We start from the raw sequence: 22,459 nt of genomic DNA, 5'->3' as shown, positions 1-22,459 counted from the left end.
GGCGGGTGTACCGATGAAACGAAGCCGAGGAACAATCGTTAAATTACTGTTCATAGGGTCTTTGGCGGTAACCGTTGCAGCAGTACCTGAACCAGCTAATCTCAGTGATGTCTATGCCACCTCCAACAAAGCGGTCGTGAAGTCGGTCAATGGGATTCAGCAGAAACTGCTGACAGCGATGAGCGATAGGCAATCGACGGTGCGATTTGTTTACCAGGGGGAGACCCAATCGCTGAAATCGCAGCTTAAAGATGCACTTGATCAGGCAATGGCCAGTGATCCCTATATTCATTACACTATTGCTAGTTATAGCTACGACTATCGTGGGACATCCAGTTCCGCCAATGTCACGGTTCGGTTGAGTTATCGCGAGACTGCGGAGCAGACGAACTATGTGAACCAGAATGCCGACAGCATTTTGAAGCAGATCATCAAGCCGGGCATGAATGATCATGAGAAGGTGAAAGCCATCCACGATTGGGTTGTCCGGAACTTGAAATACGATACCACGCTTACGAAATATACGGCCTATGACGGGCTCTATACCGGAAGCACAGTATGCCAGGGCTATTCCCTGTTAACGCATAAACTGCTCAAGGAAGCCGGAATCCAGAACAAAATTGTGGAGGGCACGGCTTATGCCTCCGATAATCCGAAGGGCCAGCTCCATGCCTGGAATCTGGTCCTTCTGGACGGCAAATGGTACCATCTGGACACGACGTGGAACGATCCCGTGCCGGATCGCGACAACGAGGTATCCTATACGTACTACCTCCGGACGGATGAACAGATGGGCCGTGACCATACCTGGGTCAAATCCTATCCGAAGGCGAGCACCCTTTACCGCAACACGCTGTCAGGGCTTGCCGTAAAGGATCGTTCGAGAGCCGGAGTATACGAACAATTGAAACGGGATCTGGAATATCAGCTCTATGATGCCCGTTCCATCGTCAGCTCCTATACACAGCTCCAACCATTGGTTAAAGCTGCAAAGGCTGAAGGCAGCCAGAAGCTGGTGTTCCGGTTTGACGGCAGCGAGCGAGAGCTTGTGAATGTGCTCCAGCAAGTGCAGATGAAGAGCAATCTCGGCTCCATCAAATACTATCACCATGCGTTTGAGAACACCGATGATCTGAGAGTGCAGATTATTTGGTAATATGTCCGCATCAAAAAAAGCAGCTTCCGTTCCCAAGTATGGGAGGGAAGCTGCTTTTGGTATGTCTGATCTATATTATTTGACGTTCGTGCTTAAATCGCACTCGTCCAATGGAACGACGCGGCTCTTCTTAATCAAGCGGTAGCCGAACCAGATGGAGAGGAACAACGGAATGCTGACATAAGTGGCAATGATCGTTAACCAATCGATCTCCCCGCTGAAATTGCCTTGACCGATAATGGCTACAAGACAGAGCAGGAAGGCGAAGATGGGACCGAAGGGGAACCAGCGTGCACGGAACGGCAGCTCCTTCAGGTCTTTACCTTGGGCGACATAGGCTTTGCGGAAGCGGTAATGACTCACGGCGATGGCCAGCCAGTTAATGAATCCGCACATCCCGGAGGCATTCAGGAGCCACACGTACACCACTCCATCGCCGAAGAAGGAGGCCAGGAAGGCCAGCATACCTACGGCAGAGGTTACGATTAGAGCCGCAACCGGTACGCCGCGGCTGTTCAGGCGGCTCAGCCATCTTGGAGCCATTCCTTGTTTCGCCATGGCATACAGGACACGGGTTGAAGCATACATTCCCGAGTTGCCTGCCGACAGCACGGAACTTAGAATAACGGCATTCATGACGGATGCGGCAAAGGCAAGCCCGGCCTTCTCAAACACCAGCGTGAAAGGGCTGACTCCGATATTATCGACCCCGGATTGAAGCAAGCTCGGGTGGGTGTAAGGGATCAGCATGCCGATGACAAAAATAGCGAAAATATAGAAAATCAGGATGCGCCAGAACACCTGACGGATGGCTTTAGGGACATGTTTTCTCGGATTTTCGCTCTCGCCGGCTGCGACCCCGATCAGCTCGGTTCCCTGGAAGGAGAAGCCGGCAGCCATGAACACGCCGACCAGCGCGAAGAACCCGCCGTGTACCGGCCCATCGCCTAGGTTAAAGGTGCTGAATCCAACGGCTTCACCGCCAAGAATACCGAATATCATCATGACACCGATGATGAGGAAGATAATGACGGTTGCCACCTTAATGATAGCAAACCAATATTCCGATTCGCCGTATCCTTTGGCGGATAGAAAGTTTAAGCCGAACATAATCGCCAGGAATAGAAGACTCCACAGAAATGACGGGCTGTCCGGGAACCAAAATTTAATAATAACTGTGGCCGCCGCGAGCTCGGCGGCGATGGTAACAGCCCAGTTGTACCAGAAGTTCCAGCCGACTGCAAATCCGAAGGCAGGGCTGACAAACCGGGAGGCGTAGGTGCTGAACGAGCCGGAATCCGGAAGATACGTAGCGAGCTCGCCCAGGCTGGTCATCAGAAAGTAAACCATGAGGCCAACCGCGGCGTAGGCGATAAGCGCTCCGCCTGGGCCGGCAGAGGCGATGGCCGTTCCGCTCGCCAGAAACAGGCCAGTACCGATCGATCCGCCAAGGGCGATCATTGTCATATGACGGGCTTTAAAGCTCTGCTTCAGCGAAGCAGCTGGTGCTTTTTTGCGATTCAAGATCGAACACTCCTTCTATACATTAAGAAATGATATTTAAAATATACCCTGTTGAAACAAAAAGACCGCAGGTATTATACCTGCGGTCTTTATCGTATCCGCACCATACCCTCCATGAAGATAGCTCAACACGGGGAAATCCCCGTGACAGTTCCGTCTCTTTCGACAACGGCCCCAGCACAGAATACAAGAGTATACCCTGCACTTCGGCATTCATGCCTTTCACTATGCTTCACCGGCTTCTCTTCGCCTCGGCACAACTACTGATCATGTCTGCAACCTCTACCTCATCTTGGAATGATGAGGCTATCTATATATTCAATTCTAACAAGAGAGTCCTAGTATAAATCACATTCCATGTTAGAGGCAATGGTTAAATTTTACGGTATGAAGGTGGTCCTGTTGATACGATTACGATTGATTCCGTTTGGCCATTTGCTGCCAGACGGTTCCGGCAGCTTCTTCGCCGGATTCGATGCGTTCCAGTGCCATTCGTGCCTGCAGACTAACCTCGAATTCCGGATCGTTGGCGGCTTCCTCCAGGGCGGAGCGGGCTTCCTCGGTACCCACTTCATACAGGAAACGGGCCGCACGCCAGCGTACGATTTTGCTGCTGTCTTTGAGCGATTCGATCATGACCGGGGTAGCGGCAGCATCGCCGATATCGGACAGCGTATCGCCTGCGGTACGGCGAACAGCCGGTGTTTCGTCGCGCATGGCTTCATATAGAAGCTCCATCGCTTCAGGGGTGCGAAGATCGCCCAAGTAGACGACGACCAGCCGGCGGATCTGCATCTTTGGATCCCGAAGCGCTTGGCGGAGAAGCGGAATATGCTTCTCGGATGGCTCCAGTGCATCCAGCGCGGCATAACGGACGCGCCAGTCCTCATTCTGCAGCGCGGCTTCGGTTTCCTCGTCAGTCAGCTTCCGGCGCTGCTCGACGAAATCCTCGTCGCTGGCACCGTGGGCAATCGCCTGGGCAACGACCTTATCGAGGCGCTCCTGCGGGAAGGCAGCTTCAAGCTCCTGCTCTACGTCACGTGCGATGCCTTCCAGCTGGCCGTAGCGAACGCCGTACTCCTTGAGCTTGCGTTCTTTGATGAGCGTCGTGGTTCCCACCGCGGCTACCGCTTTGGCGAAGCGCTCCGACAGACCGATGCGTTCTTCCTGATTCCCGCTTTTGACACGAATTTGCATCGGAATATTCCGGAAGTACTGCACGAATACTTGAGCCTCTCCAAAAGCGATACCATCCGCACCTTCTTGGAGTCCGGCCGCAAGGCCCTCCTGACCGAATATTTCCTGAACGGCGCCCAGAATGGAAGGCCAATCGGCATTACCTTTACGGTCGAGCGCGATGAAATCAAGGGTATGAAAGACGCTCTTTACACCTGGGATGTGGAGCAGCTGCCTAATCCAGGGGGGAGCCGACCGTTCGTTGTCCAGTGTATATGTTCTGCGAATCCCGGACTCCAGTGTTTCGTCAAGGTGAAGCATCATGGAGTTCGGGCTCGGGGTTGGTTCAATAAATGTAATTTTCATGGTATGATCTCGCCTCCTTATCCTCTTATTGTACCTCTTTTCCATGCAGGAAAAAACATCATGGCAAGGATTCAAACCAAATAAGCAGACTTTGGATAAAAAGAGGGAAGGTTTGTAAAACTGATAATGATTGGATATATGCCATTTGTGTGTTTCAAGAGAATGACGCGTGGAAGGGCCGCGCCCTTGCAGAAGGGCTGGAATACTTAAAGTGCGTGTTCAAAAAGGTCGATTTTCAGCACCGAGAAGGTTGGATGAAGCTAGGGACGTCAGGAGCGGAGCGTACGTTTTGGGTACGTGAGCACCGGAAGTCCCGGCTGAATTCAAGATTCGATGCCGAGCTGCTTCCTGATTCGCTTCGTGATCAAAAGCGGGCTTTTTGAACAACCTCTAAAGGAGGCTAGGCTGACGGATGCACAGGAAGCAGGAGCGAAAGCTTGCGATTCTATGCTTTATTGTTGCGGCCATAATGCTATACGGCGCCGTGAAAGGGTATCTGCGCTATATGAAATATTTTGGATAAAGAAACTGAGGAGTGAACCTGATGTCTTCACTGGACCCCGTACTGATGAGCCGGATCCTGACCGGTTTGACCCTGTTTGTACATATTGTTCTGGCAACCATCGGCGTTGGGATTCCGATTATGCTGGCCCTGGCGGAATGGAGGGGGATTCGGACAGGGGACAACCATTATACGTTGCTCGCCAGGCGCTGGGCGCGGGGATTCGTGATTACGGTGGCCGTCGGCGTTGTGACAGGTACTGCCATCGGCTTGCAGCTTAGCTTGTTATGGCCCACCTTTATGCGTGTAGCCGGTAAAGCCATTGCGCTGCCGCTGTTTATGGAAACCTTTGCTTTTTTTGTGGAGGCGATTTTTCTTGGCATTTATCTCTATACATGGGATCGATTCAAAAATAAATGGACCCATTTGCTGCTGCTTATTCCCGTGGCGATCGGCTCCTCCGCGTCAGCATTCTTTATCACGAGCATGAATGCTTTTATGAATCAGCCCCAGGGCTTCGAACTGGTAGATGGGGTATTTACGAATGTGAATCCGTTTGTGGCTATGTTCAATCCGGCAACGCCGACCAAGGTGAGCCATGTGCTGGCATCAGCGTATACGACCAGTGCGGCTGCGCTGGCCAGCATAGCCGCTTTCAGTTTATTGCGGGGAAGCAGGCACATCTACTTTAAGAAAGCGCTGAAGCTTACTGTCGTGTCCACCTTTGTTTTTGCAGTGGCTACCGTGATGATCGGAGATTTCTCTGGCAAATTTCTGGCTAAATACCAGCCCGAGAAGCTGGCGGCGGCCGAGTGGCATTTTGAGACGATGACACAAGCCCCGCTCATTTACGGCGGCTTTCTGGATCAGAATAACGAGATTAAGTATGCATTGAAGATTCCCTATGCGTTAAGCATATTAGCGGGAAACAGCCCCAGCACGGAAGTCGTTGGCCTGAATGAATTTCCGGAGAATGAGAGACCGCCGATGTCAGTGCATTATTTTTTCGATTTGAAGGTGACCAGCGGCGCCGTGATCGTTCTGATTCCGCTCCTGTATATGTTCCGCAAGAAACTTCCTGGCAAAAGGCCTTATCCAAAATGGCTGCTGCTCAGTATATTGGCTTTGGGGCCTCTTTCGATGTCAGCCATATGGCTGGGCTGGTTCCTTGCCGAGATCGGAAGGCAGCCGTGGATTGTGCGGGGATACATGAAGGTATCGGATGCAGCAACCACTTCATCAAGCGTCGGCTGGATGCTAGTGCTGTTTATTATCCTGTATCTGGTGCTATCCGTATCCGCGATCCGCGTGCTGAGCCAATTGTTCCGGAATAAAAGCGCCGAAGAGGAAATCCGGCTGCTGGGACTCAAAATCGAAGGGGGAGACCGCAAATGAGCTATGCAATGGTAGCAATAACCGTGCTGTGGACATTTCTGTTTGGCTATTTGCTGGTGGCCTCGATTGATTTCGGTGCCGGATTTTTCAGCTATTACAGCGTGCTCACTGGACACGAGAACAAGATTCATAACATCATCCAGCGGTATTTATCTCCCGTCTGGGAAGTGACCAACGTATTCCTGATCTTTTTTGTGGTTGGGCTTGTCGGATTCTTTCCGGATGCTGCGTATTATTATGGCACCGCTCTGCTTGTGCCGGGCAGCTTGGCCCTTGTGCTGCTGGCGATCCGCGGCGCTTACTACGCCTATCACACGTATGGCAGCCAGACTGGGAACAATATCGTGTATATGGGGCTCTACGGGGCAACGGGGCTTCTCATCCCGGCCGCATTGTCAACGATATTGGCCATCTCGGAAGGTGGCATTATCTATATGGACAACGGGAAGGTGGAGCTTCATTGGTATACGTTTTTCACGAACCCGTACACGTGGTCGGTCATCCTGCTTGCACTTGTGAGCGTTCTGTACATCTCGGCGATGTTCCTGTCTTATTACGCGCAGCGTGCGGGGGATGAGGTAGCGTTCGGCGTGGTCCGGGGCTATGCACTGGGGTGGAGCGGACCGACGATCCTGGCTTCGGTTTTCGCGTTTTTCCAGATCAACCATCAGAACCCGGTGCATTTTGGGCAGATGCTGGATATCGCATGGATGTTTATCGCCTCATTCATCTGCTTTGTCATTGCGGTGTATCTTGTATGGAAACGAATCCGGCTCGGCATCGCTTTTATCATGGTTATGCTCCAATTTGCCTTTGCCTGGTATGGGTATGGACGCTCGCATCTGCCGTATGTTCTCTATGATTACATCCATATTCATGAGAGTATTACCAACGATACGATGGCGATCGCTTTGATTACCGCATTTATCCTGGGTTTCTGCGTATTGGTTCCTTCCCTGATCCTGCTGATGCGATTGTTTCTGTTCGATGCGAACTACATTCGTGGAAAATCCGCGAAGAAGGGGTGAGGCAAGTGGAGGACTTCGCCATTTTCATAGCACCGCTGCTCACCGTACTGGCTGCTGTAGCCTTTATGGCGATCTATGTCGTCAAGTATAAAGATCCATCGGATTGATTCTGACAAAGGCAAATACGGGTTGTTTCGCCACGAATCATTCGGTGTAAAAAGAACAACATACGCAAAGTTGAGCGGAGAGGTCAATACGGGGTAAAATACAGGGTAATGGAAGGAGGAGGCTGCATGCCAAAAATTCGCTATAACAATATCGATAACGTCAGCACGGATAAAACACTTAAACAATTCAAGCAGTGGCGCGACGAACGTCGTCAGAAGAAGAAGGATTATTCCTACTGTATTCCGAACCTGACGCCGGATCTTCAGTATTTGCATAGCAACCGGCACGAAACCTCCGTTACCTGGATCGGGCACGCTACGTTCTTCATCCAATATGAAGGCTTGAATATCGTGACTGATCCCGTATGGGCGCGGAGAATGGGGTTTAATAAGCGCCTTGGAGAACCTGGACTTCCCATTCATGAGATCCCCCCGATTGATGTCATTTTGATCTCGCATTCCCATTATGACCATATGCATGTTGCCTCGATCCGCAAGCTGTATCGTGCGGACACCACGATCATCGTACCCGTTGGTCTGCGTCGCAAAATGATCAACAAAGGCTTTCGCCGCGTGATCGAACTGCAGTGGTGGGAATCTGCAACCATTAAGGGCGTTAAATTCTCCTTCGTGCCGACACAGCATTGGACTCGGCGTACGCCGTTTGATACGAATACATCCCATTGGGGAGGATTCGTGATGGAGCCCGTGCTGCAGGATGCGAAGAGGGATTCGGGTTCTTCCGATGAATCGCTATGCTATAACGAACCTGTCGCGGAGGATGGTACCCGCCTGCTTCCGCCGAATTTGTATTTTGCCGGAGACAGCGGTTATTTCGAGGGCTTTAAGCTGATCGGAGAACGCTTTAACATTCACCTTGCTCTGATGCCGATCGGGGCATATGAGCCGGAATGGTTCATGACGTCACAGCACGTTAATCCGGAAGAGGCGCTGCAGGCGTTCCAGGACGTGAAGGCCGAGACGATGATTCCGATGCATTATGGCACTTTCAAGCTGGCAGACGATACGGCCAGAGAAGCGCTGGATAGGATGGAAGCGGAACGCGAGCGGCTGGGGATCGCCAAGGAGCGTATTTGCGTATTAAAGTACGGAGAAACCTTCAAGGTTCAGCCTGAGCGGAGAAGCGTGACATCGTAACTGAAACGTACAAACGATTCTGATCAAGCAAATGCATAATACGGAAAGATTCATACACCATAGACTAGCAAAAGAAGGCCCGGAAGGTTTTTTATAACCTCTCGGGCCCATTTTCAGTTAGACTTTTTCTATTAAACTAGAAAAAGTAGTTTTTGATCGACGGCGTCCTGTCCTGTGCGCTTGAGAAAAGAGTGCAAGCAGGAGGTTATATTTGTTTAAAACCGTTTTATATCGTCCAGAAGCTTCGATAACCGTCGTACTTATGCTATAATGTGCTGAAACCAATAGTGATAAAGGATGGTAATGCTTAATGATCAGTACAAGCGGCGTAACGCTCCGCTATGGCAAACGAGCACTATTTGAAGATGTCAATATAAAATTCACCCCGGGCAACTGCTACGGCCTCATCGGCGCCAACGGGGCGGGTAAGTCTACATTTCTGAAAATCCTCTCTGGTGAGATTGAACCGAACCAAGGCGAGGTTCATATGACACCGAATGAACGGATGGCGGTTCTGAAGCAGAACCACTATGAATACGACCAGTATCCAGTCCTGGAGACGGTTATTATGGGTCATGCCCGGCTGTATAACATCATGAAAGAGAAAGATGCGCTGTATGCGAAAGCCGATTTCTCTGAAGCAGACGGCATGCGTGCGGGTGAGCTGGAAGGCGAATTCGCAGAGCTGAACGGATGGGATGCAGAGCCGGATGCGGCAGCGCTCCTGATCGGTCTCGGCATTCCACGTGAGCTGCACGATAAGAAAATGTCGGAGCTGAGCGGTAATGAGAAGGTACGCGTTCTCTTGGCGCAAGCATTGTTTGGCCGTCCGCATAACCTGCTGCTGGATGAGCCTACCAACCACTTGGACCTGGAATCGATTCAGTGGCTCGAGAACTTCCTTATGGATTATGAAGGCACCGTTATCGTGGTATCCCATGACCGTCACTTCCTGAACAAGGTGTGTACGCATATTGCGGATATCGACTTCGGTAAAATCCAGCTGTATGTCGGCAACTATGATTTCTGGTATGAATCCAGTAAGCTGGCGCTTGAACTTCAACGGGATGCCAACAAGAAGAAGGAAGAGAAGATCAAGGAATTGCAGGCATTTATTCAACGCTTCTCGGCGAATGCTTCCAAATCGAAGCAGGCGACTTCCCGTAAGAAACAGCTCGATAAAATTACGCTGGAGGATCTTCGTCCTTCGAACCGTAAATATCCGTTTCTTCATTTCAAGCCTGAACGCGAGGCGGGCAAGCAGTTGCTTACGGTTGATGGCATCACCAAATCGATGGATGGGGAAAAGGTTCTGGATAATGTCAGCTTTGTTGTAAACAAAGGCGACAAAATCGCATTTGTTGGACCGAACGGTATGCCGAAAACGACGCTGTTCCAGGTCATTACAGGAGAAACCGAAGCGGATGCCGGTGAATACAGCTGGGGTGTAACAACCACCCAGGCATATTTCCCGAAAGACAACTCTGCTTATTTTGACGGTGTTGATATCAACCTTGTGGAATGGCTGCGCCAATATTCCAAGGATCAAGATGAGACATTCTTGCGCGGATTCCTTGGCCGCATGCTGTTCTCGGGTGAGGAAGCGTTGAAGAAAGCAAGCGTATTGTCCGGGGGCGAGAAGGTTCGCTGTATGCTGGCCAAAATGATGCTGAACGGCGCGAATGTGCTCATCTTCGATGAGCCGACGAACCACTTGGATCTTGAATCCATCACGGCACTCAACAATGGTCTGATCGATTTCGACGGAACGATTCTGTTCACCTCGCATGACCATCAGTTCATTCAGACGATTGCCAACCGAATTATCGAGATTACGCCAAATGGCATTATCGACCGCAGCATGAGTTATGATGAGTATCTTGAGAGTGAAGAGATCAAGGGACTTCGCGAAAGCATGTACCCGGTTGAAGCTTAAGAAATAAGATACGACGGCGAAGATGATGGCGCGAGCTTTCATCTCGCACGATCCATTAAAAAATGCTGCACCTTCCAAGTATGGGAGGTGCAGCATTTTTTGCGTTATGCACGGACGGGCTCTTCTACGAACCGCCGGTACGACGACGCTGGTTGTTTGGTTTTTTATTGTTTTGGCTTTTCATTTTTTGCGCTGAACCGGCCTGGAATTGTCCGGGTTTGTTCGCGGATGAGTTTTGCTGTTTCTTTTGTTCCAGCTTTTGCCGGATTGCATCAGCCAAATTCACTTTACGTGACTCATTATTATTCTCGGGCATAGTATCACCCTCCTCTTTGTGTTCGCCTGTCCTCATTTTATTCGTTTTTAAATCGCCCGGCAAGGGTAACAATGATTAATACCATTTTCTACGCCCATGGTTCTTTGACCGAAAGCAATTATGTTTCTCTAGACCCACACGAATGACCTTTGCTAGGATTAAATATGGATAATGATGGATATCGCTTGAGGCCTGCAAAAGGGCAAGCAAAGGAGAGACGTATAAAGTGAATAACGCCTATGAAAACATCAAACAAGGGGAACGCGGGGCTTGGATCAGTATTGCAGCCTACCTCGTGTTGTCATCATTTAAAATATTCTGTGGATACTTATTTGCATCCAGTGCTTTGCTTGCTGACGGTTTCAACAACCTGACGGATATTGTGGCATCACTCGCCGTATTGATCGGACTGCGAATTTCCCAGAAACCGCCGGATTCCGATCATGCGTATGGGCATTTAAGGGCGGAGACGATTGCGGCTCTGGTTGCTTCATTTATCATGGCGGTCGTGGGTATCCAAGTGCTGGTTGAAGCCGTTCGTTCATTTTTTGAAGGCTCTAAGGAAATACCAAATTTATGGTCTGCCGGCGTGGCCGGCATCTGTGCCGTTGCCATGCTTGGCGTATACCGGTACAATCGGAACCTCGCACGGCGCATCGATAACCAGGCACTCATGGCAGCGGCCAAGGATAATTTATCGGATGCACTTGTCAGTGTGGGGGCAGCTGTTGGTATTATCGGCGCTCAATTCGGCCTGCCCTGGCTGGATACCGTAGCGGCGGTAGCGGTTGGTGTCATTATTTGCAAAACGGCTTGGGAAATATTCAGAGATAGCACCTATAGTCTAACGGACGGTTTTGATGAAAATCGTTTGTCGGACTTGCGCAGTACGATTGCCCGTACGCCCGGTGTCGAGGGGATTAAGGACATGAAGGCCCGAATTCACGGCAATCATGTGCTGGTGGATGTTGTCATCGAGGTCGACCCGGATATCAGTGTTCTGGAGGGTCATCAGATCAGTGACCGGATCGAAGAACAGATGGAGAAGATTCACAATATTATGAGTGTCCACATTCATGTGGAGCCTAAGGGATCGTCCTAGAGGCACCGAAGAGGTACGTATACAAATGGCAGGCCAAGATTGTCTTGACCTGCCATTTAACCTGCTAGGATACATGAAGGATCATGAAGTCCGGCAGTCATACACGATTACGCTACATAAATCCAAGCTTTACCGAGCCATGTATAAACTTCAATCCATTCCCCGCCAAACACGACACCCGTTCGATTACCGGTTGTGTCGATTTTTTGCGAAGCCAAGGCACCAAGCTTTTCGCCGTTTGGAGCGTTATAGAAGTAGGTTCTTTCCGCAATCTCGATCATAGGTGTAGGCACCAACACGACTTCTTCCGGTTTTATAATAGGCTCTGTCGTCGAGATGGGAGCCGGACCTGAAGTTTCAGTTACCGTCCCCGAAGTTTCGGATACCGTCCCGTTAATCGGGTCTGCGCTTGCTACGGCGGTCAGGGACAGGGTGAGTGCTAGGGCTGCAGTAATGCTTAGTGTTTTTTTCATGGAATAATTCCTCCTTGGGACCGAAGTATGATTTGACACATTATTTTAACACATTATCGTAATAACCACGATTTGGATGTTTTGAACCAAGAAAGTTGGGTACATTTCTCAAATCGTGACAAGTTTCATGGATTCCTATATACTTTGGAGATGGGAAAAGCCTTGTTATTGCAGGAATATCCTATGGGAGGAGGGACTTTGAATGGTACGTCGAAAAAAAAGAGCCGGACGTTTCCTGCTGGGTATATTTGTCCTTCTGCTTGTGATTATCGGTGCGTTGGTCTGGTTTGTTTATCCTACGCAATCTCTTGATATGCGATATCGTTCCGTTGATTTTAAGGACAAGTTGATGACTATGGTATCAAATCGGGATACCCGCATGCTGCTGAGCACAGAAGAAGTCGGGGAACTCAGCAAGAAGAACATGGTCAAATATATGAGCACCCATGACCTGGGCGTAGATATTACAGGCGCCGATTTCATGATGAATGGCACCACAATGACAGCCCGTATGAACGGGCAATGGGGGATCCTTCCCTTTGGCGCTGTGCTGCGCTTTCAAATGTCGGCTGAGGGAAGCCATCTTCACCTGATACATGAATCGACGACGATTCGGGGAGTTGAGATCCCTTTGAATATGTTCCGCCTGGATCCGATTCAAATTTCGCTCAAGGACTATTTACCGGATCTGGTAACTGTGAAAAATGTGAAGTTTCTGTCTGATGGCTTGGAATTGAACTTCACCATGGATTGGATGTCCATTCCGTCGCTATTTAAGTAAAGCAAGGGAATCGGCTAAAGACTCAGACAAGGGAAGAATGTCTGGGTCTTTTTTTGTGTTTTCAAGAGATGTCATTATTTTCAGAAAAAAACTATAAAGAAAATACATATGTAAACATTGACACTATAATCATCCGCCACTATAATCAATAAATGTTTAGAAATAAATGTTTTAGTACTAAAGTATATAGAGGCGAAGATGGCTGTCTCTGTTGAAGGAGTGCTGGACCTTTTAAGGGAGTGTAAAAATACATGTCCATGCGGAATGAAATTCTGGAGTTGGAGATGCTATTTAAGAAGATGGTTCGGACTGTGCATCATGAATGGCAGAAGGAGGGATTTCCTAAACTAGGCAGAACCCAGTATACCGCTTTGGAGATGCTTCATGAACAGGGAGCTTTGAGATTGTCGGATTTGGCCGATTCCATTCATGTGACATGCGGAGCGGTTACAGGCATATCCGATAAATTAATCGAAGGTGGGTTCGCGCGCCGAATAAGGGATACAGCCGACCGAAGAGTTATCCATCTGGAGATCACGCCGCTTGGGCGGGAACTGATCGAACAGTTGGCCAATAAACGTGCCGAGTTGAGCGATTTGTTATACGGTTTTCTAACGGACGAAGAGGTTAAGCAGTTGAGTGTCCTATATCGCAAAATTTTGACGAATGTTGAGCACATCCAAGGTCAGATGTCCACATAGAACAAACAAGCTATATATATGATTTTACTTAGAAAGAGAGTGAAGGCTGCACATGAGTACCCATACCGTTGTTCGCCCCGGCGAGCCTGTTAAGAAAGGCCCTATCATTGCTGCACTTATGATTGGCGCTTTCGTCGCCATTCTTAACCAGACATTGATGAATGTTGCTCTGCCGAGCATCATGGAAAATTTGAGCATCAAACCGACAGTAGCCCAGTGGCTGACCACAGGCTTTATGCTGGTGAACGGGGTCTTGATCCCCGTTACCGCTTATCTGATCGCGCGTTTCTCGACAAGGCAGCTGTTCATCAGTGCGATGACGCTGTTTACGATTGGCACCTTGCTGTGTGCCATCAGCCCCAATTTTGCGTTCCTGCTTACCGGACGCCTCGTTCAGGCTGCGGGTGCAGGTATTTTGATGCCGCTTATGACCGTTGTATTTCTGAATATTTTCCCTGTTGAGAATCGCGGCAAGGCGATGGGGATGATGGGGATCGCTATGATATTTGCTCCTGCTATCGGACCTACGCTTTCCGGATATATTGTGGAGCACTATGATTGGCGTGTGCTGTTCTACATGATTCTGCCTTTCTCGATCATTGCTACATTAATCGGAGTTTTCTTCCTGAAAAACGTTACCGAGGTCAGCCGGCCGAAGCTGGATATGATCGCGATCATTTTGTCCACCTTGGGCTTTGGCGGTTTGCTGTACGGCTTCAGTGATGCCGGGAATGACGGTTGGTCCAGCACGCCGGTTGTTACGACCCTAGCGGTCGGGGCGATCGCCCTCATCCTGTTTGTATGGCGGGAGATGAAGACCGACAATCCGATGCTGGAATTCCGGATATTCAAATACAACATGTTTACGTTAACGACCCTAATCAATGTCATTGTCACGATGGCAATGTATGCCGGCATGATCCTGCTGCCCATTTATCTGCAGCAGATCCGTGGATTCACGCCGGTGGAATCAGGACTTCTCATGCTTCCCGGCGCTATTCTGATGGGGATCATGTCACCGATTACGGGCGCGATCTTCGATAAGGTTGGCGCAAGATGGCTGGCTGTTATCGGTCTGGCGATTACGGTCATTACGACGTGGGAGTTTAGTAATTTGACCGAAACAATGTCTTACAACCACATCATGATCATCTATACGGCCCGCATGTTCGGGATGTCGATGCTTATGATGCCGATCCAGACGGCCGGACTAAATCAACTGCCGCGGAGCTTGAACGCCCACGGTACGGCCATGTCGAATACACTCCGCATGGTTTCCGGCTCGATCGGAACGGCGATTCTTGTTACCGTAATGTCCACCCAGGCCGAGAGCAAAGGGGAAGCCCTGATGCAATCGGGACTATTTGATCCGAAGAATCAGGCTGACCTGCTCAAGCTGGGTAACGAAGCAACCATTTACGGCATTAATTATGCCTTTGTTATTGCCACATGGATCAGCGTCGCTTCTTTGATCTTGGCTTTCTTTATTAAGAAGACGAGACCGGCGGAAGAGCCGAAGACTTCAGGAAATCAGGAGGTTGCAGGAACGAACGTGTAACCCGATCCGATTTTGCTCAGCGCATAACGCATAAAAAGGGTGTCCAATCCGTTTATCAAACGGAGGACACCCTTTTTTTCATTTCCAAATGTGTATATTCAATGCATGGGCTTACAGCGTCACATACTTCGTCTGCGTCCGGTGAAGAGAGAGATCACAAACAGGACAACGAAGATGAAGAACAGCACCTTCGCGATACTGGCTGCAGCCTCAACGATGCCGAAGAAGCCAAAGATCCCTGCAATCAGTGCAACAACTAGAAAAATTACGGACCATTTTAACATCCTATTCACCCTGCTTTCTTTATCGATTTTATTGGATATAGCAAGCAGTCTCAGGAGGCTTCAAGAAGCGGCATATACCCAATTTGAAGCTCGGTAGGGAGCTATCGGCTGTTGCCACAGCGCCCTTCGTAGTGTTCTTTAACCGGGGCGGCAGAGGATGAAACAAGCTGCAGAACAATGGCAGGAATAGCAATCGTCCCTTTGTTTCGTGAGCTGGGGGATAGGGTAACTATTGCGTATCCGAAACCAACATACTTGAAAGTGAGGGACAACGTATGCTAACCCAAATCAGTGTTGCCATTATTGCTGTGGCATTTGCGGTTCTGGTTTTCTTTTTAATCAAGACATTAAAGGCTGCGACACAATCGCTCGAAAAGGTAACAGAAACACTCCAGGATGTCCAAAAGACGGTGGACGAATTGACTTATGAAGTGAAGCAGACCATTCGAAATACGAACGATATTACGGTGGATGTTCAGCATAAGATGAGACAGATCGATCCGGTACTGGATACCGTCAAGAATCTGGGAGAAGCTTTAAGCGAAGTCACCTATGCGGTGAAGCAGGTATCCTCCGGCATGGTTAGCCGCTTTAAGCAATCCCGGATGGAACAGAAGAAAGAGCAGCCTGCCCGTACGGAAGTGCCTTTGACGGCTCAGGATCGTACATTCCAGTCCTATGATGCGGTGTACCAGCATACGGAAGAAGAAGAAAAGTCACGCGGCCGGAATTGGTTAGCCTACGTGGATACAGCGGTTGGTCTGTGGAACAGCTTTCGTCGTCAAAAAGCCAGATAAATGTAAAAAAGCCAAGCCCGGGTATAGCTCTGCAAGCTGAAGAAAGGAGGAGGTCGCATGTGGAATGTCGCACTGTTGATGGTAGGGCTCTTGATTTACTCCGGAGGTGGAGGTGCTGTGGCAGAGCCGCAGCCTTCTGCCGGGATGTCGCCACCGCCTATTATTCATGCCGCATCGGATGTTGGACAAGCACAGACCAGCGACAACTCTACGGAGAGCTATCGAACTTTAAACGGGATTTCGTTAACGGATAACAAGCGCGATGTCATTCGCAAGCTGGGAGCGCCGGCTCAAATTGAGCATGAGGAGCTGACCGGAATGACCAAGCTGGATTACAAAGATTTGGAGGTTGGGGTTCGCAACGGCTACACGGAATATGTTCATGTGAAGCCCTCTGCCGCATCCTTTCAGGTTGAAGACCAGCGTATAGGTATGACAACCAATCAAATTCGGGCATCTCTGGGGAAGCCGTATTTTAAAGCGGAGGACGGGGATGTGTACCTTGAGGACCATCATGCGCTTAAGGTGTTTATTGACCGGAACTCCGGTGAAATTACAGGAATTGATTTGTTTTTCGATTATAGCCAGTAAATTTGTTTCAACCTTAAGAAATCAGGTTAATAACAAATGGACTACAACCTACTGAGGTTTTACACTATTAGGGGAGGTTTTCACAATGGAATTTACCAATACGAAGTCATATGCCAAAGTCGTTGAGAACGGTACGCAAGCGGTTCAGGAAGTTCAGAACCTGCGCCAGTCCGGTTACGATCAGGAGCGAATTTATGTATTGGCTCATGATTCGGACAAGACAAGCCGGATCGTGGATGCATCCGATGCCAACAACGTAGGCATCAAGGAAGAAGGCGTGTTTGATGCCTTTGCGAATTTATTCCGATCCCGCGGCGATGAGCTCCGCGCCAAAATCGTATCGCTTGGCTTCACGGAGGCCGAGGCTGGATTCTATGAGAAACAGCTGGATCTAGGCAAAGTACTCGTCATCGCTAAAAAAGATTAATGACATAACATCGACGGTATGCGTTATAGGACTTAAATCATAGATAAGGAATGAGACCTTGGACGTCTCATTCCTTATCTATGTTTTAAAAGAATGTTCCATAAACCTTGTAAAGGTGGAAGATTCAAGATACAGAGCCTTTTTCTATGGCAATTGATCAGAAGGTTATTATAGTATAATAGTAGGAAAAGGATTTCTATCGTATAATCCGTAACGTTAAGGGAGAGGGCAATGAGAATATTAATCGTAGATGACAATCCGACTAACGTCATTATTATTCGAGAAATCTTAAAAAAGGAAAACTATCAGAATACTTTATCTGCATCTTCAGCCTTGGAAATGCTGGAACATCTGGGGATTGGCGATCGCAGCCGTGAGCTGCATCCCCGGAGAGCGGATATCGATTTGATTCTGCTCGATATGATGATGCCCGAGATGGATGGAATTGAAGCTTGCCGTATTGTACAGCAATATGAGCATTTGAAAGATATACCGATCATTATGGTCACTGCCGTCGGGGATTCCAAGAAGCTGGCGGAAGCGCTGGATGCCGGAGCCGTCGATTATGTGACGAAGCCGATCAACAAGGTGGAGCTTATGGCACGGATTCGTCTGGCGCTCCGGTTGAAGCATGAGAAAGACTGGCATATTGAGAGGGAACAGCGGGTCCAAGCTGAATTGAAGCTTGCGGCCATGGTTCAGAATGCCGTTTTGAGCTCACCAATTGAAGATGATCAGCTTGAGATTCATGCGTTATACCAGCCCTCAGCGGAACTGGCGGGGGATTTGTATGCATGGTACCCGCTTGGCGAAGGCCGTTATGGCGTGATTCTGCTGGATATGATGGGACACGGGATTACTTCGTCCCTATTTTGCATGTTCATCGCTTCGGTTTTGAAGGACACGGTGACAACTTATGTCGAACCGGAGAAGGTGGTTCAGGAATTGAACCGCAGGTTCAATCAGTTAAACCTCGGCGAACAGCTGATACAGTACTATTTTACAGCGATCTATCTTGTTGTAGACACCCGTTTGAAGCGGGTGGACTATGTCAATGCAGGCCATCCTCCGGCTCTTTTCTTTCAGGAAAGCGGGGATGTGATGACCTTGGATCAAGGCTGCTGCCCAGTGGGGTTATTCGACCGGATCGAAGACATGGAGCCTAGAAGCTTTCAGTATGAAGGCGAAGGACACTTGGTTATGTATACGGATGGCCTGCTTGAGCTGGTAGAGGGGGGTCATGACGAGAAGCTGGAGTATTTGAAGGAACATTTGGGCGGCCCTCATCATTGGCGAGAAGATGAAATGAAGGAGCAATATTTTGTGGATGATCCATCGCAGGAGCGAGAGGACGATAAATGCCTGGTTTGGATATCTCTTAAAAAAGGAGAGGAAACCAATCAATGAAGCTTAGGAGCAAGTTAGTCATTGGTTTTACGACTTTACTGGCGCTCATGCTGGTTCTGACCTTGATTGGTTATGACCGAATCACTTATATGAAAGACCAGATGGATCAGGTCTATCAGGAGCGCTATCAAAAGGTACGAAACTCCAGCGCAATGCGCGGAGAGGTCAACGATATGGCGCGTGAGCTTACGAATATGATACTGAGTAATGACCAGTCCACGTACGCTGTGTCCGAACAGGAACTGGAAACGATGACAACACAAACTCAGGCGTATTTTAAAGCGATCAAGGAAAGTGCAAATACCGCCGAAGAGCAGCAATTGTTAGTCCGGATTGATCGTGCGGTGAATCAATATATCGTTTATCAAAACAAGACATTGGAACTATTGGCAAAGAGCAATGCAACAGAGGCCAATCTGCTACGCAGCTCGACTGGACAAGCTGTCCAGGAAGAGATGCTGACGAGTTTGAACGAGCTTAGCAGTTATGAGAACCAGAAGATCAATGATGAAATAACAGCAGCAAAAGCGGCATATGACCGCTCTGTCCAAATGTTCATCTATATCATGGCTGGCGGATTGTTAATCGGAATGCTGGTCATTCTATGGATTCTCCCAAGCATTACCCGGGGCATCAACGTGGTCTCCATGATGCTGAAGAGCTTTGGCGAAGGCAGATTGAAGGCGATCCGTCGTATTAAAGTTACGTCCAAGGATGAGTTTGGCGATGTGGCTCGGGTATTTAAAGACCTGTCGGAAGACATTATTGAGAAGCAGCGTATCGAGGAAACCTATCTCCAGGCGCAGCGTGATCAGTCTTGGCTGAACTCGAATATGGCCAGAGTCACGGAGCTGCTGGAGGGGATCAATTCCCTAGAGGAAGTCGGTCAGCGGTTCATCAGCGAGTTCACGCCAATTTTGGGTGCGCATTATGGAGCTATCTATATCCGTCAAGAAGACAAACATCCGAATAAGTTGGAGATGAAGGGCTCTTACGCCCATGAAGGCGGCGAAGAACCGAAGATTTCTTTCATGATCGGGGAAGGGCTTGTTGGTCAAGTTGCATTCGACAAGAAACCGATCGTACTGAGAAGCGCACCGGAGGATTACATGAAGGTGGAATCCGCATGGGGATCATCGAAGCCGGTATCCGTCATGATCTATCCGATTCTGTTTGAAAATGAAGTGATGGGTGTTATGGAGTTGGCAGCCTTTGAGGAAACAACCTCATTACAGCAGCAGCTAATATCTCAGCTGAGTCAATCTCTTGGCATTATTCTGAACAATATTACAGGCCGTCTGCGGGTGGAGCAGCTGCTGCGCGAATCGCAAGCCATGACCGAGGAACTTCAGGTTCAATCGGAAGAGCTGCAGACCCAGCAAGAAGAGCTTCGCCGTACGAACGAAAATCTGGAGGAGCAAACCAATGCCCTCAAGCGTTCCGAGGACTTGCTGCAGCGCCAGCAGGAAGAGTTGGAGCATTACAATACCGAGCTTGTTGCCAAGACGCGTGCGCTTGAGGAACAGGTGCAGGAAGTGGAAGAGAAGAACGATGAAATCGAGAAGGCGAGAATGCAGCTTGAGCAGCAAGCGAAGCAGCTTTCGATTACAACCAAATATAAGTCGGAGTTCATGGCCAATATGTCCCACGAACTACGGACCCCGCTTAACAGCCTGCTGATATTATCACAGCTGTTGTCGGAGAATAAGGATGGAAATCTGAGCAATAAGCAGATTGAATATGCACAGACTATTTATATGTCGGGCTCCGATCTGCTGAAAATGATTGATGAGATTCTCGATTTGTCCAAAGTGGATGCAGGGAAAATGGAGATCAATTATGAGGATGTTCAGCTTCCGGATATTGAAGCCTTCGTGGAGCAGAATTTTGCCGCCGTTGCATCCCGCAAGCATATTGACCTGGGTGTGCACATTGGTGCAGATATTCCGCAGAGCATTGTCACGGACAGCCATCGTGTGAAGCAAATTCTTCGTAATCTGTTGTCGAACGCCTTTAAATTTACCAATAGCGGCTCTGTCGAGCTGCATGTGGAGAAGGCCGACAAGGAGAAACTTCCGCTTTACTTGAATGCCGAAGCGGATTATGTGGCCTTTGCTGTCAGAGATACCGGTATCGGTATCCCGGCTGATAAAACGGATCTAATCTTTGAAGCCTTCCAGCAGGTAGACGGCACAACCAGCCGTAAATACGGGGGAACCGGGCTTGGTTTATCCATCAGCCGCGAGCTTTCCCGTCTGCTGGGCGGAGGCATTCTGGTTGAATCGGAAGAAGGCAAGGGAAGCTGCTTCACACTCTTCCTGCCAGCTAATCCTCCGGATTTGGTAGAAGGTACACAGCAAGCAGCCGCAGCAATTGAGGCACCACCGGAGCGTAATCTGATCGTGCCGAAGGCAAAGATGATTACGAAAGAGGCTCAGCCATCCGTACAGGTGGATGATGATCGCAACCAGCTCGGACCGACAGATAAAGTGTTGCTTATCATTGAGGATGACGTGAAGTTTGCCAGAATTCTTATGGATATGGCCAGAGGACGCGGCTTCAAGGCGTTGGTTGCATTGCAGGGGGATATCGGTCTGGAGATGGCCAAGTCGTACAAACCGGATGCCATCATCCTGGATATCCAGCTTCCGGTTATTGATGGCTGGTCTGTCATGGGCGAGCTGAAGAGCTCTGCGGTTACGCGCCACATTCCAGTGCATGTCATTTCGGTCGTGGATGAAGTGAAACAAGGATTAATGATGGGAGCGATCGCTTACTTGAAGAAGCCGTCATCCAGGGAAGCGCTGGAGGGCGCGTTTACGCATATCGAATCCTATACGGAAAAATCGATGAAGCATCTGCTGATTGTCGAGGATGATGATATTCAGCGGAATTCCATTATTGAATTGATTGGTCATGACGATGTATCGATTACGGCGGCATCCACAGGCGCCGAAGCGCTCACTGAGCTGCACAAACAGCACTATGATTGTATGGTGCTTGATCTGATGCTGACGGACATGACAGGTTTTGAGCTGCTAGATCAGATCCGCGACGATGAGAAACTGGTGGATCTGCCGATTATTATTTATACAGGCAAGGACCTTGATTCGAAGGAAGAGATGCAGCTACGCAAATATGCGGAGTCGATCATCATTAAAGACGTAAAATCGCCGGAGCGGCTTTTGGATGAAACAACACTGTTCCTCCATCGGGTCGAGGCTGATTTGCCGGAAGATAAGCGTAAAATCCTGCAGAAACTGCACAACAAGGAAGAGCTGTTTGAAGGTAAGAAGATTCTGCTGGTGGACGATGATATCCGCAACGTGTTTGCTCTCTCCAGCGTGCTGGAGGGATACCATATGGAAGTTACCTTCGCTGAGAACGGTCGGGAAGCAATCGAGCTGCTTCAGGAACATCCGGATTATGATCTGGTGTTAATGGATATGATGATGCCGGAGATGGACGGTTATGAAGCGATGCGACGTTTACGCGAAATGCCGGAATTCGAGAAACTGCCGATTATTGCCCTGACAGCCAAAGCCATGAAAGAGGATCGCGCGAAATGTATTGAAGCGGGAGCTTCCGATTATATGAAGAAGCCGATACAAACGGAGCAACTTCTTTCGCTTATGAGGGTTTGGTTGTATTCGTAAGCTGCTTTTGTGGGTAAA

19 protein-coding genes and 1 riboswitch are annotated in these 22,459 nt (G+C 49.2%); of the genes, 14 read left to right on the top strand and 5 right to left on the bottom strand.

Going from position 1 to position 22,459, the window contains the following annotated elements:
- Positions 1–13 precede the first annotated feature (13 nt).
- Entirely contained in the window at positions 14–1,156 is a 1,143-nt protein-coding gene (locus tag NYE54_RS29560; RefSeq protein WP_339268102.1) for a transglutaminase domain-containing protein, read from the top strand.
- A 75-nt stretch (positions 1,157–1,231) separates the two neighbouring features.
- On the opposite strand, the gene NYE54_RS29555 is transcribed toward NYE54_RS29560, so the two are convergent.
- On the bottom strand, positions 1,232–2,623 hold the full coding sequence (locus NYE54_RS29555) for an amino acid permease (RefSeq protein ID WP_244879126.1): 1,392 nt from the start codon (positions 2,621–2,623) through the stop codon (positions 1,232–1,234).
- 170 nt (positions 2,624–2,793) lie between these two features.
- A riboswitch (Lysine riboswitch) is annotated at positions 2,794–2,973 on the bottom strand.
- Between the two features lie 118 nt (positions 2,974–3,091).
- On the bottom strand, positions 3,092–4,222 hold the full coding sequence (locus NYE54_RS29550; RefSeq protein ID WP_339268100.1) for a virulence factor: 1,131 nt from the start codon (positions 4,220–4,222) through the stop codon (positions 3,092–3,094).
- A 544-nt stretch (positions 4,223–4,766) separates the two neighbouring features.
- Here NYE54_RS29550 and NYE54_RS29545 point away from each other — a divergent pair.
- From NYE54_RS29545 to NYE54_RS29530, 4 genes are all read left to right on the top strand, one after another.
- Positions 4,767–6,119, top strand: coding sequence for a cytochrome ubiquinol oxidase subunit I (locus NYE54_RS29545; protein ID WP_339268098.1), 1,353 nt, complete (start codon positions 4,767–4,769; stop codon positions 6,117–6,119).
- On the top strand, positions 6,116–7,147 hold the full coding sequence (locus NYE54_RS29540; protein ID WP_076325412.1) for a cytochrome d ubiquinol oxidase subunit II: 1,032 nt from the start codon (positions 6,116–6,118) through the stop codon (positions 7,145–7,147). Before NYE54_RS29545 ends, NYE54_RS29540 begins: the two co-directional genes overlap by 4 nt.
- A 233-nt stretch (positions 7,148–7,380) precedes the next feature.
- Positions 7,381–8,412 (top strand): MBL fold metallo-hydrolase, encoded by a 1,032-nt coding sequence (locus tag NYE54_RS29535; protein WP_339268097.1) that lies wholly within the window; start codon positions 7,381–7,383, stop codon positions 8,410–8,412.
- 310 nt (positions 8,413–8,722) lie between these two features.
- Positions 8,723–10,348 (top strand): ATP-binding cassette domain-containing protein, encoded by a 1,626-nt coding sequence (locus NYE54_RS29530; protein WP_339268096.1) that lies wholly within the window; start codon positions 8,723–8,725, stop codon positions 10,346–10,348.
- 124 nt (positions 10,349–10,472) lie between these two features.
- Here NYE54_RS29530 and NYE54_RS29525 read toward each other — a convergent pair whose 3' ends face one another.
- Positions 10,473–10,664 (bottom strand): hypothetical protein, encoded by a 192-nt coding sequence (locus tag NYE54_RS29525; RefSeq protein WP_076325415.1) that lies wholly within the window; start codon positions 10,662–10,664, stop codon positions 10,473–10,475.
- 226 nt (positions 10,665–10,890) lie between these two features.
- Between NYE54_RS29525 and NYE54_RS29520 the strand changes: the two genes are divergently transcribed.
- Entirely contained in the window at positions 10,891–11,766 is an 876-nt protein-coding gene (locus NYE54_RS29520; protein ID WP_339268094.1) for a cation diffusion facilitator family transporter, read from the top strand.
- Positions 11,767–11,873: 107 nt separating this feature from the next.
- Here NYE54_RS29520 and NYE54_RS29515 read toward each other — a convergent pair whose 3' ends face one another.
- Entirely contained in the window at positions 11,874–12,239 is a 366-nt protein-coding gene (locus tag NYE54_RS29515; RefSeq protein WP_339268092.1) for a hypothetical protein, read from the bottom strand.
- Positions 12,240–12,441: 202 nt separating this feature from the next.
- Here NYE54_RS29515 and NYE54_RS29510 point away from each other — a divergent pair, with 202 nt between their 5' ends.
- The 3 genes from NYE54_RS29510 to NYE54_RS29500 all read left to right on the top strand — a co-directional run bounded on the left by NYE54_RS29510 (position 12,442) and on the right by NYE54_RS29500 (position 15,279).
- A complete protein-coding gene (locus NYE54_RS29510) occupies positions 12,442–13,020 on the top strand; it encodes a hypothetical protein (RefSeq protein ID WP_076325418.1) in 579 nt (192 codons plus the stop codon).
- Positions 13,021–13,271: 251 nt separating this feature from the next.
- The gene (locus NYE54_RS29505; protein WP_076325419.1) at positions 13,272–13,721 is read left to right on the top strand and encodes a MarR family transcriptional regulator; all 450 of its coding nucleotides are present in this window, start codon (positions 13,272–13,274) and stop codon (positions 13,719–13,721) included.
- A gap of 52 nt (positions 13,722–13,773) precedes the next feature.
- Positions 13,774–15,279 carry a DHA2 family efflux MFS transporter permease subunit gene (locus NYE54_RS29500; protein ID WP_339268089.1) on the top strand — a complete coding sequence of 502 codons (1,506 nt, stop codon included), beginning with the start codon at positions 13,774–13,776 and terminating at the stop codon, positions 15,277–15,279.
- A 119-nt stretch (positions 15,280–15,398) separates the two neighbouring features.
- On the opposite strand, the gene NYE54_RS29495 is transcribed toward NYE54_RS29500, so the two are convergent.
- A complete protein-coding gene (locus tag NYE54_RS29495; protein ID WP_006212708.1) occupies positions 15,399–15,563 on the bottom strand; it encodes a DUF1328 domain-containing protein in 165 nt (54 codons plus the stop codon).
- Positions 15,564–15,838: 275 nt separating this feature from the next.
- On the opposite strand from NYE54_RS29495, the gene NYE54_RS29490 reads away from it, so the two are divergent.
- The 5 genes from NYE54_RS29490 (at position 15,839) to NYE54_RS29470 (ending at position 22,441) form a co-directional block, all read left to right on the top strand.
- Positions 15,839–16,360: a DUF948 domain-containing protein gene (locus tag NYE54_RS29490; protein WP_339268087.1), complete on the top strand. Its 522-nt coding sequence runs from the start codon at positions 15,839–15,841 to the stop codon at positions 16,358–16,360.
- A 57-nt stretch (positions 16,361–16,417) separates the two neighbouring features.
- The gene (locus NYE54_RS29485) at positions 16,418–16,951 is read left to right on the top strand and encodes a hypothetical protein (RefSeq protein ID WP_339268085.1); all 534 of its coding nucleotides are present in this window, start codon (positions 16,418–16,420) and stop codon (positions 16,949–16,951) included.
- Positions 16,952–17,036: 85 nt separating this feature from the next.
- A complete protein-coding gene (locus NYE54_RS29480; protein WP_339268083.1) occupies positions 17,037–17,378 on the top strand; it encodes a general stress protein in 342 nt (113 codons plus the stop codon).
- Positions 17,379–17,609: 231 nt separating this feature from the next.
- On the top strand, positions 17,610–18,785 hold the full coding sequence (locus tag NYE54_RS29475; RefSeq protein ID WP_339268082.1) for a SpoIIE family protein phosphatase: 1,176 nt from the start codon (positions 17,610–17,612) through the stop codon (positions 18,783–18,785).
- Positions 18,782–22,441: a response regulator gene (locus NYE54_RS29470; protein WP_339268080.1), complete on the top strand. Its 3,660-nt coding sequence runs from the start codon at positions 18,782–18,784 to the stop codon at positions 22,439–22,441. Before NYE54_RS29475 ends, NYE54_RS29470 begins: the two co-directional genes overlap by 4 nt.
- Positions 22,442–22,459: the final 18 nt, after the last annotated feature.

The sequence above is a fragment of the Paenibacillus sp. FSL K6-1330 genome, assembly GCF_037976825.1.
In the GTDB taxonomy this organism is placed as follows: Bacteria; Bacillota; Bacilli; order Paenibacillales; family Paenibacillaceae; genus Paenibacillus_AQ.
The sequence above is the reverse complement of the archived record's forward strand: the minus strand, read 5'-3'. Positions and strand labels throughout refer to the sequence as shown.